Origin of the sequence: Desulfitobacterium sp. THU1, from assembly GCF_038181555.1 — a bacterium.
Classification (GTDB): Bacteria; Bacillota; Desulfitobacteriia; order Desulfitobacteriales; family Desulfitobacteriaceae; genus Desulfitobacterium.
Genome location: NZ_JBBWUA010000019.1, coordinates 25,019 through 40,643, shown reverse-complemented (window position 1 = coordinate 40,643; position 15,625 = coordinate 25,019). Strand labels below are relative to the sequence as shown.

At 43.5% G+C, this 15,625-nt stretch carries 16 protein-coding genes; 14 read left to right on the top strand and 2 right to left on the bottom strand.

What is annotated here, in order from left to right:
* Positions 1 to 200: 200 nt before the first annotated feature.
* A complete protein-coding gene (locus AAC978_RS13260; RefSeq protein ID WP_341548545.1) occupies positions 201 to 1,046 on the bottom strand; it encodes a flagellar motor protein MotB in 846 nt (281 codons plus the stop codon).
* A 64-nt stretch (positions 1,047 to 1,110) separates the two neighbouring features.
* The gene (locus AAC978_RS13255; RefSeq protein ID WP_341548544.1) at positions 1,111 to 1,911 is read right to left on the bottom strand and encodes a flagellar motor protein; all 801 of its coding nucleotides are present in this window, start codon (positions 1,909 to 1,911) and stop codon (positions 1,111 to 1,113) included.
* A 357-nt stretch (positions 1,912 to 2,268) separates the two neighbouring features.
* Here AAC978_RS13255 and flgM point away from each other — a divergent pair, with 357 nt between their 5' ends.
* From flgM to AAC978_RS13185, 14 genes are all read left to right on the top strand, one after another.
* Complete coding sequence (gene flgM, locus AAC978_RS13250) at positions 2,269 to 2,544, top strand: flagellar biosynthesis anti-sigma factor FlgM (protein WP_341548543.1); 276 nt, start codon at positions 2,269 to 2,271, stop codon at positions 2,542 to 2,544.
* Positions 2,545 to 2,573: 29 nt separating this feature from the next.
* On the top strand, positions 2,574 to 3,056 hold the full coding sequence (locus AAC978_RS13245) for a flagellar protein FlgN (protein ID WP_341548542.1): 483 nt from the start codon (positions 2,574 to 2,576) through the stop codon (positions 3,054 to 3,056).
* Between the two features lie 12 nt (positions 3,057 to 3,068).
* Positions 3,069 to 4,595, top strand: a complete 1,527-nt coding sequence (gene flgK / locus AAC978_RS13240; RefSeq protein ID WP_341548541.1) for a flagellar hook-associated protein FlgK — start codon at positions 3,069 to 3,071, stop codon at positions 4,593 to 4,595.
* A 63-nt stretch (positions 4,596 to 4,658) separates the two neighbouring features.
* Positions 4,659 to 5,615, top strand: coding sequence for a flagellar hook-associated protein FlgL (flgL, locus tag AAC978_RS13235; RefSeq protein WP_341548540.1), 957 nt, complete (start codon positions 4,659 to 4,661; stop codon positions 5,613 to 5,615).
* 12 nt (positions 5,616 to 5,627) lie between these two features.
* Positions 5,628 to 6,176: a DUF6470 family protein gene (locus AAC978_RS13230; RefSeq protein ID WP_341548539.1), complete on the top strand. Its 549-nt coding sequence runs from the start codon at positions 5,628 to 5,630 to the stop codon at positions 6,174 to 6,176.
* 20 nt (positions 6,177 to 6,196) lie between these two features.
* Entirely contained in the window at positions 6,197 to 6,655 is a 459-nt protein-coding gene (gene fliW, locus AAC978_RS13225; protein WP_341548538.1) for a flagellar assembly protein FliW, read from the top strand.
* 1 nt (position 6,656) lies between these two features.
* Positions 6,657 to 6,893 carry a carbon storage regulator CsrA gene (gene csrA, locus AAC978_RS13220; RefSeq protein ID WP_341548537.1) on the top strand — a complete coding sequence of 79 codons (237 nt, stop codon included), beginning with the start codon at positions 6,657 to 6,659 and terminating at the stop codon, positions 6,891 to 6,893.
* Between the two features lie 86 nt (positions 6,894 to 6,979).
* Positions 6,980 to 7,393 (top strand): flagellar protein FlaG, encoded by a 414-nt coding sequence (locus tag AAC978_RS13215; protein ID WP_341548536.1) that lies wholly within the window; start codon positions 6,980 to 6,982, stop codon positions 7,391 to 7,393.
* Positions 7,394 to 7,676: 283 nt separating this feature from the next.
* Entirely contained in the window at positions 7,677 to 8,840 is a 1,164-nt protein-coding gene (locus AAC978_RS13210) for a flagellin N-terminal helical domain-containing protein (protein WP_341548535.1), read from the top strand.
* Positions 8,841 to 8,942: 102 nt separating this feature from the next.
* Entirely contained in the window at positions 8,943 to 10,868 is a 1,926-nt protein-coding gene (locus tag AAC978_RS13205) for a glycosyltransferase family 2 protein (RefSeq protein WP_341548534.1), read from the top strand.
* An 86-nt stretch (positions 10,869 to 10,954) separates the two neighbouring features.
* On the top strand, positions 10,955 to 11,731 hold the full coding sequence (rfbF, locus tag AAC978_RS13200) for a glucose-1-phosphate cytidylyltransferase (protein WP_341548569.1): 777 nt from the start codon (positions 10,955 to 10,957) through the stop codon (positions 11,729 to 11,731).
* Positions 11,732 to 12,814 carry a CDP-glucose 4,6-dehydratase gene (gene rfbG / locus AAC978_RS13195; RefSeq protein ID WP_341548533.1) on the top strand — a complete coding sequence of 361 codons (1,083 nt, stop codon included), beginning with the start codon at positions 11,732 to 11,734 and terminating at the stop codon, positions 12,812 to 12,814. It abuts the gene before it with no gap.
* A 19-nt stretch (positions 12,815 to 12,833) separates the two neighbouring features.
* Complete coding sequence (locus tag AAC978_RS13190; RefSeq protein WP_341548532.1) at positions 12,834 to 14,612, top strand: thiamine pyrophosphate-binding protein; 1,779 nt, start codon at positions 12,834 to 12,836, stop codon at positions 14,610 to 14,612.
* A complete protein-coding gene (locus AAC978_RS13185; protein WP_341548531.1) occupies positions 14,593 to 15,624 on the top strand; it encodes an N-acetylneuraminate synthase family protein in 1,032 nt (343 codons plus the stop codon). Before AAC978_RS13190 ends, AAC978_RS13185 begins: the two co-directional genes overlap by 20 nt.
* The last annotated feature ends 1 nt before the right edge of the window (position 15,625 follow it).

The window sequence follows — 15,625 nt, the reverse complement described above, 5'->3', positions numbered from 1 at the left end:
CCTATAGAGGGTGAACTCTTTTATTCTTGTGATGCTTATTAGCTTAGAGACTTATTAGCTTAGGGACTTATTAGTTTAGGGATTTATCAGCTTAGAGATTTATTAGTTTAAGGTTTTATTAGCTAAGGTCTTATTAGATAAGGTATAGTATTACTCTACTATAACGATGACTCAGTAAATTCGCCAGTATAATTGTTGAGTTACTGATTATTAGACGGAGTTGGGGGAGTGCCTGAAGTTGGATCGGCTTCTAGGGACTGTCCCGGCTCCGTTAAGTCGTATTTGGAGCGAAGGATAACGAGGTCGACGCGACGATTTCTGGCGCGGTTGATTTCGTTATCGTTGGTGGTCACAGGGCGAAATTCCCCGTAGCCTGTGGCAGAAAGCTGCTCAGCAGGGATTCTTTCTTGCATGATATGGAGGACATTGGTTGCCCGTAAAACAGATAGCTCCCAGTTGCTAGGGAAACGGTCGGTATTAATGGGAAGGTCATCTGTGTGTCCTTCGACTTTGATATAGTTGGGTGCGGAGGCCAGAACGTTATTGATTTTTTCGAGAATTTCGCGTGCTCGGGGGGTAATGACCGCTGAGCCGCTCTCGAAAAGGAGTGTATCTTGAATACTGATGACCAAACCTCTTTCTTCAATAGAGGAGACCAGCTTGGTTTCGATCTGATTATCGAAGGCAAATTTATCAAGCTTCTGCTTGATTGATTCGATCGTCATATTCTCGATATCCGCATTGCCGGTACCTGCACCCTTTCCTTCTTCTAGGGTATCCCCGGAAGGTTCGGGTGTCTTGGTAGGATACGTCTCGATTAGGTTCGGCCCCGCGGGAGAAGTTCCAATCTCGACTTGGGCTGTTGAGGCTCCTCCCAAGGTAATGCTGAGCGATTCAGCCATGGCCTGGAATTTATCGGCATCAACCTTGCTCATGGAGTACATCACCACGAAGAAAATCATGAGTAAGGTAATAAGGTCGGAGTATGTAAGAAGCCAACGTTCCGAATTATCTTTTTCGGGTTCTCCACCACTTTTTCTTGCCATTATCTCACCTAAATTCTATGCTTTAAGTTATTGTCTCTATTTCAAACTTATTTTTAACTTAACATTAGTTGATTCCAAGACTCTCTGATCTTGCTTCATCACGAACCTGTACGGGCTCAGACATGCTCCCGAGGTGCGTCTTAAGCTTCTCTTTAAGGATAGAGGGGTTTTCACCTGCTTGAATGGAGAGGATTCCATCCATCACCATTTCCATGGCAGCCACTTCAAACCTATCCTTTTGCTTTAGCTTTGTAGCGATGGGAAGGTAGAGAAGATTTGCAAAGGCTACACCGTAGAGAGTTGCTAGAAACGCTCCGGCGATAGATTTGGAGAGGGCTTCAGGGTCTGATAAATTTCCCAAAACGTGCACAAGGCCCATTACCGTTCCGATAATCCCGAGGGTCGGGCTATAGCCCCCAGCCGCTTCAAATACGGAGATTCCAACTTTGTGGCGTTTTTCCATTACGGCGATATCAGATTCAAGAATCTCGCGAGTAATATCTGGATCTGTACCGTCGATGACCAGCTGCATTCCTTGGCGTGTAAAACGATCTTCGACAGTTTCTAATTCTTGTTCGAGACTGAGCAGTCCTTCTCGGCGTGCTTTCTCAGCAAAACGAATCAGAATGTCGTATGCCTCTGCAGTGCCGTAGGTCTTTTCAGTGAAGGCGATTTTAATCCAGGTAGTGAATTTTTTCATTTCCTTCAATGGAAAACTAGCAAAGACTGCTCCAAAGGTACCGCCAAAAACGATAATTGCTGGAGGCAGGAGGAAAAGAGAGTTTAGATGGCCACCTTCAAGAAGGAAACCTATGATTAATGCACCAAAACCAATAAGTATCCCGAGAATTGTTGTAATGTCCATTGTGTAACGGCCGGCTGCCCGGCCACCTCCTTTGCGTTAGATTTCTCATGGGCTGAATAAAACATGAGGGCATATGGTATTATCGTAAAAAAGTTCAGAAATCTTTATAGGCCTTAAGCACCAATATCAGGTAATTATGCTAAAGCAGGTTCCATACTCTATTGATTATATAGGAAAATGAGATAAGGGACTAGCACTAACACAAAAAACTTCCTTTGCCGAGGAAAGAACGCGTTAATCAGAGAAAAACAGAGAAATATAGATTATAAATTAGATATTTTACGATAACAATCCCTTATGTTTTTGAGGAGAATGCCGATAATACAATTAAGATAGTGTGTACGGGAGTGGATTCGTATGAAAATTGATGGAACATCAATATCCTCAATCGGCAGTGTTCAAGCGACTAACCGAGTAACAACCGTTAGTAGAAGGGTTGCCGTGCCTGGTCTTGAGCAAGATGGGATGAAGGTATCTGACAAAGGGCAGGTTTACCAGAACCTTCTACAGAAGATCAAGGAAATGCCGGAGGTTCGAGAAGATCGGATTCGTGAAATATCCGAGCGAATCAATCAAGGGGAATTCAGAATCGATGCTCAAGCTATCGCAGCCAAGCTGTTGGGTGGCGAGTAAGAGACCAGATGACATAAGGAGGTTGCACTGTGCCTGAGATCAAACGACTCAATGATAATCTAAAACGACAGGCGGCTCTTTACGAGGAGCTTAAGATGTTCGCAGAATACAAGCAACAGGCACTGGTGAACAATAACCTCCATGAGATAGAAGCAGCAACTGTTCGAGAAGAGCAGCTTATTATCGAAGCCTCCCGTTTGGAAAAGGAACGTCTTCTGTGGGCCGAGCAGATAGCCAAGGAGTTAGGCAAAGCCCCTGAAAATATAACCTTAAGTGAGTTGGCAGAGCGTTTCCCTGAATTAGCAGGGGTTAAGGCAGAACTAGATACCGTTCTCACTAATTTACGTGAAGTCAATGAATTAAACACTCAGCTTTTAAAACAAGCGATCAGAGTGATTGACTTAACTCTCGGTCTAATTACAGCCCAACCCAGTGGTAGCACTTATGCTCGTCCTGGGGGCAAGGAAAATGAACCGAAGAGCAATGTTCACTTTTTAGATCGAAGCATTTAGAGGAGGATTCTTATGCGCTCCACATTTTCAGGACTAGAGCTTGCACGGCGGGCCTTAGAATCCCAACAGACCGCCTTGGATACCACAGGGCACAACATTGCCAATGCCAATAGTAAGGGTTATACCCGGCAAGTCGTCAACCTTCAAGCCACCATACCCAGCAGTATCCCTAGCATGGGGCATAACCTGACTGTCGGCACAGGAGTAACCGTACAGGGCATCGAGCGGGCACGAGATATTTTTGTGGACCGGCAATATCGCTGGGAAAACACCAAGCAGTCGTACTGGTCAGCCCGGCAAAACAATTTAAATCAAGTCGAAGAGCTACTTAATGAACCTGATGACAACAGCTTCAGTAATGATCTGGACAAGTTCTGGAACGCCTGGAGTGAATTATCCAAGAACCCGGAGAATCTGGGTTCTCGGTCTGTCCTTCTCGAGCGGGCAGCCACCCTTGCTGATACATTTCACCATATCGACCAGCAGATTACTGAAATGCAGAAGGGTCTAGACTCCAGTGTCCGTGTTCAGATTGATCAAATCAATGTCGCTGCTCAACAGATTCAGGAACTGAATTTCCAGATTAAAAGATCAGAGGTAGCAGGAGACAATCCCAATGATCTAAGAGACAAGCGGGATACCCTTGTGGATGAACTCTCACAGTTGGTGAATGTGCGCGTTGTGGAAAGCCGTGATGCTACATTCAAGGATCGTGAGGTCAATATCTTTAAAGTATATATTGGTGATGATAAGACTGTGAATAATATTCTTGTTGATGATACTACTGCTTATCAGTTAGCAGAGCCAGTGATGACGGGAGCCGATGGGCTTCCCTTTGCTGAGGTGAGATGGGCTGCCGGACACCCTTACTTAGCTGGAAACACAGTGAGCTTAGGTGATAAGATGGGGAAACTGCAGTCCGATCTTTTATTGCGCGGTTCTGGTTATGATCTTGTTGGCGGAGAAGACAAGGAAAATGCTTATCTTTCCGATCTAAGGAAAAAATATAATGATTTGGCTGCTGGAATCGCTGAAACAGTGAATTCTCTTCATGCGGGTGGTATAGATCGAGCAGGAAATACTGGAGAAGTTTTCTTTGATGATGGAGTTCCTATTACTGCAGCTAACATTAGCATAAATGCTAATCTGATAAACGATCCTTGGTTGATTGCCACTGGTTCGGTCACTTATGGAGACGGGGAAGTTGCCCAAAAAATTTCATCCTTATCCTCGGGTTGGACCGCACTTGGTGGAACGCCACCAGCGGCTATATCTGCTGCCTCTTTTGGGGACTTTTATGGCTCCTCCATTTCTGAGCTGGGAGTTGATGTCCAGCAAGCTACCCGGATGGCCGAGGGTCAAGCCGTTCTTGTTAACCATATGTTTAACCAGCGGGAATCCCTGTCTGGAGTTTCTCTGGACGAGGAGATGACCAATCTTGTGCGCTTTCAAAAGAGTTACTCGGCAGCCGCACGGATTGTAACTATGCTGGACGATATGCTCAACACCATCGTTAACGGTATGGGCATTACGCGATAAACAATAGCTAGATGCTAAATCAAATCATGAGGGGGCAAGATCCCCGGAAAGTAGGTGAATCCCGTGCGGGTTACTAATAATATGCTCTCGAATAACCTATTACGCAATCTCCAATCGGCCCAAGGCCGCATGGATAAACTTCAAGACCAACTGAGCTCCGGGCGCAGAATTACACGTCCCTCCGATGATCCGGTAGGAATCGAGAATGCCCTGCGTTATAAAAGCAGCATCTCCCATGTGGAGCAGTGGAAAACCAACACCAAAGAAGGAATATCCTATTTGGACACAGTTGATGATACCTTAGGTGAGATGACCAAGTTGATTCAACGAGCCAAGGAGTTAGGACTTCAAGCAGCGAATGGGACCTATTCAGTGGAAGATCGAGAAAAGATGGCCATCGAGGTTGATCAGATTAAGGAACAGATGATGCAGTTTGCCAATACCCGCGTCGGCACCAAATATGTTTTTGGTGGGACAGCCAATGTGGAGCCATACCCACCGGGGTCAACTCCAGGAACAACTCCATGGGCGGGTTCTAATGATATCATGAAGTTCCAAGTGGGTAGTAATCTGAGTGTCGATGTCTCTGTTAATGGGCGGGATTTATTCGGTGTGGGACGGGAATATATGCCGGATGCATCGATTCCTCCTAATTATACATATACAAATACTGGTGACATGACAAAAATCGGTATGTTAGGAATTCTGGATAAACTAAGTGCAGACTTAAAGGATCCCTCAATGCCAAAACTCGATTTGAGCATCACGGATTTAGAGAAGCAGGCTGACCACATTGTGGATTTTCGTGCTGAATTGGGTGCGCGTCAGAACCGCATGGACTCCATCTATTCTCAGTTGGATTCCACCTCGGCTAACATGTCTAATTCCCTCGCCAATGTTCTGTATGCCGATATCGCTGCAACTCTGGTGGATTTTAAAACCACTGAAAATGTCTATCAAGCCGCCTTGTCAACCGGGGCCAAGATTATCCAGCCTTCACTTGTAGACTTCATGCGCTAAGGGGTGTTGTCAATGCTCCAGCTTAACATTCAGTCTTATCCGATTCGTCTTGAATATAATACGATTAACGCTCAAGTGAATCGAAAAACTACTTTGCCTAAGGTTGAAATGGAAACAATCCCGCCAAGGTTGGAAATTCGCCAACCACAGGGGGAACTCACCATTGATAATACGGAATATTATGATTCCATCGGTCTCAAAACCAGATCAACCTTATCCAGAGAATTTGCTGCCCAAGGAAGGCAAGCGGCTTTGGACGCAATTGCGGCGACGGTTGCCGAGGGGAATCGTTTGGCTCAGATTACCAACCCCGCTAATGCTTTTGCTGAATTAGCCTTCCAATCTAGGTTCGACCCTAAAGGTGAGCTAAGCTTTGAACCGATAGCACCCCCGGACATCCACTACCAAGCAAATCCGGCGCAGATTACCGTGATTCCTGGCAAAGTTAACTACAGTCCACAAAAAGGCACCATCGACGCCAATTATCAGCGCGGGGATGTTGACTTTAGGGTGACTCAGTATCCTGATGTAAAAATATCTGTAGTGGATGTGAAGGTATAGTAGCCAAGGAGGCAGAGAATATGAAAATAGATACCACGCGGTTTGGCACCCTCGAAGTCAGCGAAAAGCAAATAATTCATTTTCCGGAAGGAATTCCCGGCTTTCTCAACGAGAAAGCCTTTGTGCATTTGCCACATGAACCTGAAAGCCCGTTTTCCTTTCTCCAATCGACCATGGAAGCTAACCTGAGCTTTTTGCTGGTAAATCCCTTTGCATTTATTCAGGACTACGAATTTTCTCTTGAAGAAAAAGTAACAGAGGAACTAGGGGTTTCGGAGGAAAACCCTCCCCAAGTATTCGTCATCGCTACAGTTCGCGAGAACATTAAGGATATGTCTGTTAATCTCTTAGCTCCTATCGTAGTGAATGAAAGCAAGGGCATCGCCAGACAGGTTATTCTGGACAAACCGGAGTATGCGATCCGTCACAGGCTTTTTGCCGATGCGGCTTCTCCAGAAGCATCTGAAGGAGGCGTTTAATATGCTTGCCTTGACCCGCAAAGTTGGGGAACGCATCGTGATCGGCGATAACATTGTCGTTACTGTTGTCAGCGTCAAAGGAGATAGTGTTCGTCTCACAATCGAGGCTCCTAATGAGGTTAAGATATATCGGGGAGAAATATATGATGCCATAGTCGCTGAAAATGAAAAAGCCGCAGTTGTCCCAGCTGAAGCATTTGATTTAGCAATGCTTAACGACTTAAAGTTAAATAAGTAAATTTCTACTAAAGGCTATTTGCTTTTTGTCCGATATACACTATGTATGTATATTTTCTAGAAGATATGTAAGAGGGTGAAAAAAGTATGGAAATTGCTGTGGTCAAACCTGCTGTTCAGACGAATGGCAATAGTCACACATCAAATCAAAGTACTCCGAGCGTAAGTTCTTCATTGAGTATCGAAACCTTGGCATTGCATAAACCGGTGCCTGCCAATAAATCGGAAAAAGGTAATAACCAAGCTCAGTCCGAGGAAAAGGGCAAAGAAGAGCTTACCCGTGAGGATTTGACTAATCTGACAGAGCATTTAAACAAATTCATGTCTACTATCGATGCGGATCTAGAGTTTGAAATTCATGAGGGTACTGATCGAATGATGGTTAAATTCGTTAACAAGAGCAATCATCAGGTCATCAAGGAATTCCCGCCCCGTGAATTATTGGATACCCTAGCAGCCATACAGGACTATGTCGGCATACTCTTGGATAAAAGAGTGTGACACCACCCTTGATAATCTATATCTTATAATTGGATGCGTGCTAAATATTTATAAAAAAGATGAAATGTAGAGCAAAAAGGAGAAAGACAGAAATAACTAGAGAATATCAACCTTTTTTTCGCGTTTTATCCCCTCAAGAAAACCCAAGTTAAAAGCGATACATAGAGTAAGCAAGAGTGTAAAGCATTCCCCCTAACCGGCCGGAAGGTGGGAATGCCTGCATTCTGCAAATAAAATGCACGGGCAAGGATGCCCGGCATCAAAATCAAGGAGGAAAATAACCATGATTATTAACCACAATATGTCAGCCATTAATACCCATCGTCAATTAACCACAAACAATGCCAATAATTCCAAATCCTTAGAAAAGCTTTCTTCAGGTCTTCGTATTAACCGTGCGGGTGATGATGCTGCAGGTCTAGCAATCTCCGAAAAAATGCGCGGTCAGATCCGTGGTCTTGACCAAGCTGGACGTAATGCTCAAGACTCCATCTCCATGATCCAAACTGCTGAAGGTGCATTGAATGAAACTCACAGCATTCTCCAACGTATGCGTGAACTTGCTGTTCAAGCTTCCAACGATACTAACTCCACTACAGACCGTGGAGAAATCCAAAAAGAAATCAACCAGCTAACTGATGAAATCGATCGAATTGCTAATACAACTGAGTTCAATACCCAAAAATTGATTGATGGAAGCAAAAAAGGCCTTGTGGAAGCTGAAAAAGCTAAAGTAAACCTTGAACTTAACACTCGAGCTTCTATTACTGTTTCCATGAATGCTACCGCTGAGGGCATTACTAATGGTGGTGCCGTAGTCATAACCCGTACCTTAGTTTCAGGTACAGCTGCTGCCGGACATTTTAGTATTGATACTGCTGATTCAAGCGTTTCGGCGGTGTATGTGACTGGTGGCCAATCAATAACCTTCCAAGGCCAAACAATCACATTTGCTTCAGGATCATTAGACAGTCTGGCTGTCGGTGAAAGCGTAACTATCAGCGTAAAAGCAGCTGTTACTGCAGAAACCGCTCTTGGTGACTCCTTCAGTATGCAAATCGGTGCTAATAGTGGTCAAAGTATCCTAGTAGGCATTAATTCAATGAAAGCCGAGGATATTGGGGTCCGCAATAGTGCTGGGAAGTCACTGGAAGTAGATACCTACTTCAAAGCGACTGCCGCAGTTACGACAATTAACGATGCCATTGAACGGGTATCAGCAGAACGCTCCAAGTTGGGTGCAGTTCAAAACCGTTTAGAACACACCATCAATAACTTGGGCACTTCCAGCGAAAACCTCACTGCAGCTGAATCACGAGTTCGTGATGTAGATATGGCGAAAGAAATGATGAATTTCCAAAAGAACAACATTCTTTCCCAAGCAGCTCAAGCTATGCTTGCACAAGCCAACCAACAACCTCAAGGTGTGCTACAACTTCTCCAGTAATCCAAAGTTTACTAAGCATAGAGGCCAGAGTGTATCACTCTGGCCTCTGTTATAAAAGAGTATAAAGAGTATAAAAGTTGTGTAATTAAGTGAGGACAGATAATGAAGATTTCGGCCTGCATGATTGCGAAAAATGAAGAGAGGGTAATCGCCCGTTGTATCGAGAGCTACCGCGAGGCGGTAGATGAGATTATTGTCGTGGACACCGGCTCGACGGATCAAACTGTAGCGATTGCCAAAGATTTGGAAGCGCAGGTTTTTCACTTTGACTGGATAGATGATTTTGCTGCGGCAAAAAACTATGCAATTTCCAAGGCCAAAGGTGACTGGATTATATTTTTGGATGCCGATGAATATTTTGCGGACGGTACCGGAGTTAATTTGCGGGCTTATTTAGAAAAACTGGACAAGGCTTATGGAGCCGTAGCCTGCCGCATGCTCAACATTGATGAAACCAGCGGTAAAATCATCAATGAAATTGTCCATGTGCGAATATTTAAAAACGACAAACTGCTCCGCTATCTCAATCCGATCCATGAAGCACTGTATTACAATCGCAAGGGGGCTAACCTGCAGGCACATCTGGCAGATCGGCGGGAGTTGATCATCCATCATACCGGTTATTCAACAGGTGTTAAAAATGATAAGGCCTGCAGAAACCTAGAGCTTTTGCTCCGACAGTTGGACGGTAATACCGCATCTAAACCGGAATATTATTATTACATCGCGGACACTTACTTTACCTTGTCTGATTGGGACAAGGTAATCACCTATATCCGTTTATTCATGGACAGCGGTGCCAAGCTGACCAACCTCAATGTCAGGGTGAATAATATCTTAATTGATGCTATGATGAATCTTCATTATCCGGTAAGAGAGATTATGGAGGAAATAGAGATTGCCATAGATAAGTTCCCGCAGCATCCTTTGTTTTATTTTTATAAAGCCAAGTTTCTGTACGATGATAAACGATATGACGCTGCCTTTTTTGAGCTGAGGCGGGCTTTGCAATTACATGAAAACTATGAGGATATTGAAGTAAATCCCCTAGCGGTTAATCTCGGCAACCTGTACAATATGATGGGGGTTATCAGTGAATTTCGCAACAACTACGGTGCGGCAGTTGACTATTATCTGGTATCCCTAAAACTAGACAAGTACGAGGCAACTGCCTTTGATCGTCTGCTCAGGCTGATTAGGTCACAGTCGCTTTCGGATATTATCAGTTTTTTAAATACCTTGTTTGATGTGGAAAATGAAGCCGATCTGGACTTTTTGGCTACTGGGCTAGTCAACCACCCATTGCCCAAGGTTCTGGCTTACTATACAAGTTTGCGGGAGAAAAAGTACCCGAAAGAGGACTATGTGGTTATGCAAATGCTGGTAGCTAATGGGCATTATGACAAAGCCTTTGCTGCATTGCTGGACTGCTATGTTCGGGATGAAGATGAACGGTTGGCGCTGGCCTCGGCAACTGCAGCGGCCTTGAGCGGCAACGAAGCGTATCTTCTTCAAGCCGCAGAACATTTACCTTCTGCCTATGCTAAAATCCTCAATGCCTATCATGGCAACATCATGTTTTTTTTCGAAGAAGATAAACCAGCCTATCTAAGTTTGGTACGTACCTTTATCTTCTGGGCTGATGATGTCGCTAGGCAGAAACTGCTTAATCTAGCTGACCGGTTCCCGGACGGAATGGCTGCTGCCTTAGGTAGTCTGTTTATTCAGGAAGGGTATTATCAGACCGCGTTGAACTATTATAACTATATTGTGCAACGAGCTATCGGTGCAGGTATACCAGTGCACCTAGGTTTGTATTATAACCAGGGCTACTGCTTGCACCGTCTGAATAACCCGGTTGCCGCCACCGAGGCGTTTATTAAAGAGTATGAGGCAGGTTATCGATTTAACGATATCTATGAGTTTTTGCGCTGGAATTATGACAAGCTTGTTGTAGGTAGTAGCATGAAGGTGCGGGTTGAGGAAATATTGCGAGATGAGATTGCGAAGGATGAATTGCTTCATTAAAGGCAAAGGCTACTGGGATTATAGTTGATGTCTGCTGGTTCAGAACAGTTGACAATGTAATTTACTTCATAGATAGGAGACCAATGATGAAGGTTGTTATTCTCGCTGGCGGTTATGGGACTCGTATTAGTGAGGAATCCCATCTGAGACCAAAGCCGATGATAGAAATAGGGGAACGCCCTATTTTATGGCATATCATGAAATTATATTCCCACTATGGTTTTAATGATTTTGTTATCTGTTTAGGTTATAAAGGGAATATGATTAAGGAGTACTTTTCTAATTATTTTTTATATGGTTCTGATGTTACTATTGATTTAGTAAGCAATAGCATAACTACTCATTCCAGCGAGGAAGTGGAACCTTGGAAGGTTACCCTTGCCAATACTGGCTTAGATACCTTAACCGGCGGTCGTATTAAGCGAATTAGAAAATACATTGGTGATGAGACATTCATGCTCACCTACGGTGACGGGGTCGCCGATATCAATATTGAAGAGCTGATTTCCTTTCATAAATCCCACGGAAAGCTTGCCACTGTAACTGCTGTTCAGCCCAGCGGGAGATATGGGGTTTTAGGTCTTAATGATGATGCTAGTGTTCTAGAATTCATAGAAAAGCCTAAAACCTTGGACGCATGGATTAATGGAGGGTTCTTTGTCTTAGAGCCAGGAATTTTTGATTATATCGAAGGTGATCAAACTGCCTTCGAAGACAGTCCACTTAGACACTTGGCGGAGTCTGGACAAATTATGGCCTACCATCATAGCGGCTTTTGGCGATGTATGGATACACAACGAGACAAGTATATTTTAGAAAATTTTTGGGCGAGCGGTCAGGCTCCCTGGAAGGTATGGTTTTAATTGAGTTTTGAATTGCTTAAGAAAGCCTATTACGGGCAGACGGTACTAGTGACAGGCAGCAGTGGGTTCAAAGGTTCTTGGCTATCTCTATGGCTTCATACCCTAGGAGCAAAGGTCGTTGGGTATGCTTTGCGGCCTCCCACAGAACCGGCGATGTTTTCTATTTGCAATTTAGACAGGCACATAATTAGTATCGAAGCCGATATTAGTGATGAGGCGGATTTAATGGCAGTATTTAATACATATAAGCCGGATATCGTCTTTCACTTAGCTGCCCAACCCTTGGTGCGTTATTCATACCTACAGCCGAAGGAAACCTTCGAAACCAATGTAATGGGGACCGTTAATGTACTGGAAGCAGCTAGGAATACCGAGACGATCAAATCTATTGTGGTAATTACGACAGACAAATGTTATGAAAACCGGGAGTGGGCTTACGGCTATCGTGAAACAGATCCCCTCGGTGGCTTTGACCCCTATAGTGCCAGTAAGGGCTGTGCTGAGCTTGTCGTGTCCGCCTATCGCAATAGTTTTTTAATGAACCGCGGGATAGGCTTGGCTTCAGTAAGGGCAGGGAATGTTATCGGTGGCGGTGATTGGGCGGTTGATCGCTTGTTGCCTGATTTTGTCCGATCAGTTGTAGACAACCGACCTATTCGGATCAGAAACCCGCGGGCAATCCGTCCTTGGCAACATGTGCTGGAACCATTGTCTGGTTATCTAATGCTGGGTGCGCTACTTTTAGCTGAGCCGAAAAAGTATAGCGGCGCATGGAATTTCGGCCCTAGGGATACAGATGTTATATCTGTAGAGGAATTTCTCAACCTGACAATTGCTGAGTGGGGAGCGGGAAAAACAGAAAAAGAAAGTCTCCAGCAGCCGCATGAAGCTACTTTGCTAAAGCTGGATATTAGCAAGGCCGAGGCATATCTCAATTGGTGGCCGGTTTTTTCTTGCCGCGAGGCCATCAAGAGGACAGTTGCATGGTACAAAAGGTATTATGCCGGTTCGCCAGGAGATATGTTTTCCTTTACTGTGGAACAGATCAAAGAATACGAACAGATATTAAAGCAGCAAAAGTAATTAGAGGGGGTTCTGCGACGTGAAAATAAGAGTAGCAGACTATATAGCAAATTTATTAGTTGAAAATGGCATAACAAATGTTTTTTCTGTAGTTGGCGGCGGAGCTATGCATCTTAATGATGCTTTTGGACGGCATAAGGATATTGAGTGCATATATAATCATCATGAGCAAGCAAGCGCTATTGCAGCGGAAGGCTATGCTCGTATTAATAATAATATGGCTTGTGTATGTGTTACAACCGGGCCTGGCGGAACTAATGCGCTTACAGGGGTATTGTGTGCGTGGCAGGATTCGATACCGATGATAGTTGTTTCAGGACAGACAAGGTACGAAACAACGGTTGATAGTACAGGACTTAAGCTGAGGCAGTTTGGCGAACAGGAATATAACATTATTGAATCTGTTAGGCCTATGACTAAGTATGCTGTGATGATAAAAGACCCCCAATCTATTAAGTATCATCTCGAAAGAGCTATTGTTGAAGCCACAACAGGACGCAAAGGGCCTTGTTGGGTCGATGTGCCTCTTGATATCCAAGGTTCTTTAGTAGATGATACGCTGTTATCGGGGTACACTCCATTAAAAGAAATTGTGTCTAATAAAGATATTTGCAGTGTTATTTGCAATAAAATTAAAAATGCGAAATCACCTGTAATCATAGTAGGTTCTGCTGTAAGACAATCAGGCTCTCTGCCTGAAATACATGAGCTTGTCTCAAAGTTGAATATACCTGTGTTATGTCCAACGAGTGTAGCTGATGCTTTTCCTAGTTCACACCCATTATATTATGGTAATTTTGGGGTATTTGGAGGACGAGCAGGTAATTTTATTATTCAAAATTGCGATTTAATGTTATCGTTGGGAGCAAGAATGTCATTTAAACAAACTGGATTTAACTATTCTTTTTTTGCTCCAAACGCCGAAAAAATCATTGTTGATATTGATGGGGAAGAACTAAGAAAAAATACATTAAAAATCGATATGCCTATTCAAGCTGATTTGGTTGATATTATCTCTTCCTTAAATGAATTGATAGTAGATGCATTACCGATAAAAACTGAGTGGATAGATTACTGTAATAGCTTAAAAATCAGATTTAGCCCTATGCCTGAAAAAGCCTTTAATAGCGAAGCTGTTAATCCGTATTATTTTGCAAGTAAATTACAGCAAAGGCTGACTGAGGATAGTATAATTGTGGTGGGAAACAGCTGCGCTTGTGTTTCCCTATTACAAATGGGAATAACGAAAAAAGGGCAGCGTATTTTTGGAAACGTAAATTGCGGAACTATGGGATATGACATTCCTGCAGCAATTGGAGCAGCAATGGCATCAAAAAGAAACGTTATATGTGCAACTGGTGACGGCAGCTTTCAAATGAACATACAGGAATTGCAAACCATTGTTCACAACAATTTACCAGTGAAGTTTATTGTTTTTAATAACAGTGGCTATCAAGCCGTTGTGCAAACCCAAAAGAACTTTTTTGGAGGTGTTTTATCGGGATGTACAAAGGAAAGTGGTTTGAGCTTTCCGGCCTTTGATAAAATTACTGCCGCATACGGTATTCCTTATAAAAGAATAAGCAGCCATAAGGATGTCGACGAAGGAATTAATTGGCTGATGTCCTTGGATTCTTATGGCTTATGTGAAGTCATTCAGGATACTAATCAATTAATTGAGCCTAAAGTAATGAGTAAGAGAATGCCTGATGGAAGCTTAGTATCCCCACCGATAGATGATTTATCGCCGTTTTTAGAGCAGGAGGAATATAATAAATATGCGAAGTTTAAGAATTAAGAATATCGATATCGGCATCGACTATGAACCTCTTGTCATTCCTGAAATAGGGATTAATCATAATGGGAGCCTTGAAGTTGCTTTTGCAATGGTTGATGCAGCGGCAAGAGCAGGCGCTAAGCTTATCAAGCATCAAACCCATATCATTGACGATGAGATGAGCAGCGAGGCAAAGAAGGTCATACCAGGGAATTCCACCGAGTCAATTTATCAAGTAATGAAAGCCTGTGCACTTGATGAAGAAGAGGAAAAGGAATTAATGGAATATGTGCAGTCTAAAGGCATGGTATTTTTAAGTACGCCTTTTAGCAGAGCCGCAGCCTTGCGTTTGGATAAATTTGGTGTATCGGCGTTCAAAATTGGTTCTGGAGAGATGAACAACTATCCATTAATCGATTTGATTTCAAGATTTGGCCGTCCGATGATCATTTCTACCGGGATGAATGACAAGGAAGCAATAAAAAGAACTGTTGATATTGTATCAAAGAATAGCTGTCCTTTTGCCTTATTACATACCACAAACCTTTATCCTACACCATCAAGATTGGTAAGGCTTGGAGCTATGCTGGAGCTAAAGGAATTTGGAGTACCTTTTGGACTGTCAGATCATACGGTCAATAATAATGCCTGTATAGCGGCTATAGCTTTGGGCGCTTCTATCGTAGAGAAGCATTTTACTGATACAAAGAGGCGAAAAGGGAATGACATCGTTTGCTCGATGGATGAAAGAGAGTTGACGGAGTTACTGAATGCTTCAAAGGATGTGTTCAGTATGCGGGGAGGCAAAAAAGAACCGCTACCTGAGGAACAAGTTACGATTGATTTTGCATTTGCAACAGTAGTAACTATTTCTGATATGAAAGCTGGCGAAATTTTTACAGCCGAAAACTTGTGGGTTAAGAGACCAGGTACTGGTGAGATAAAAGCGGCAGACTATGAGAAAATAATTGGTAGGCGGGCCAAAAGCGATATTAAGGCTGACACACATATTACGTGGGGAATGGTGCTATAAA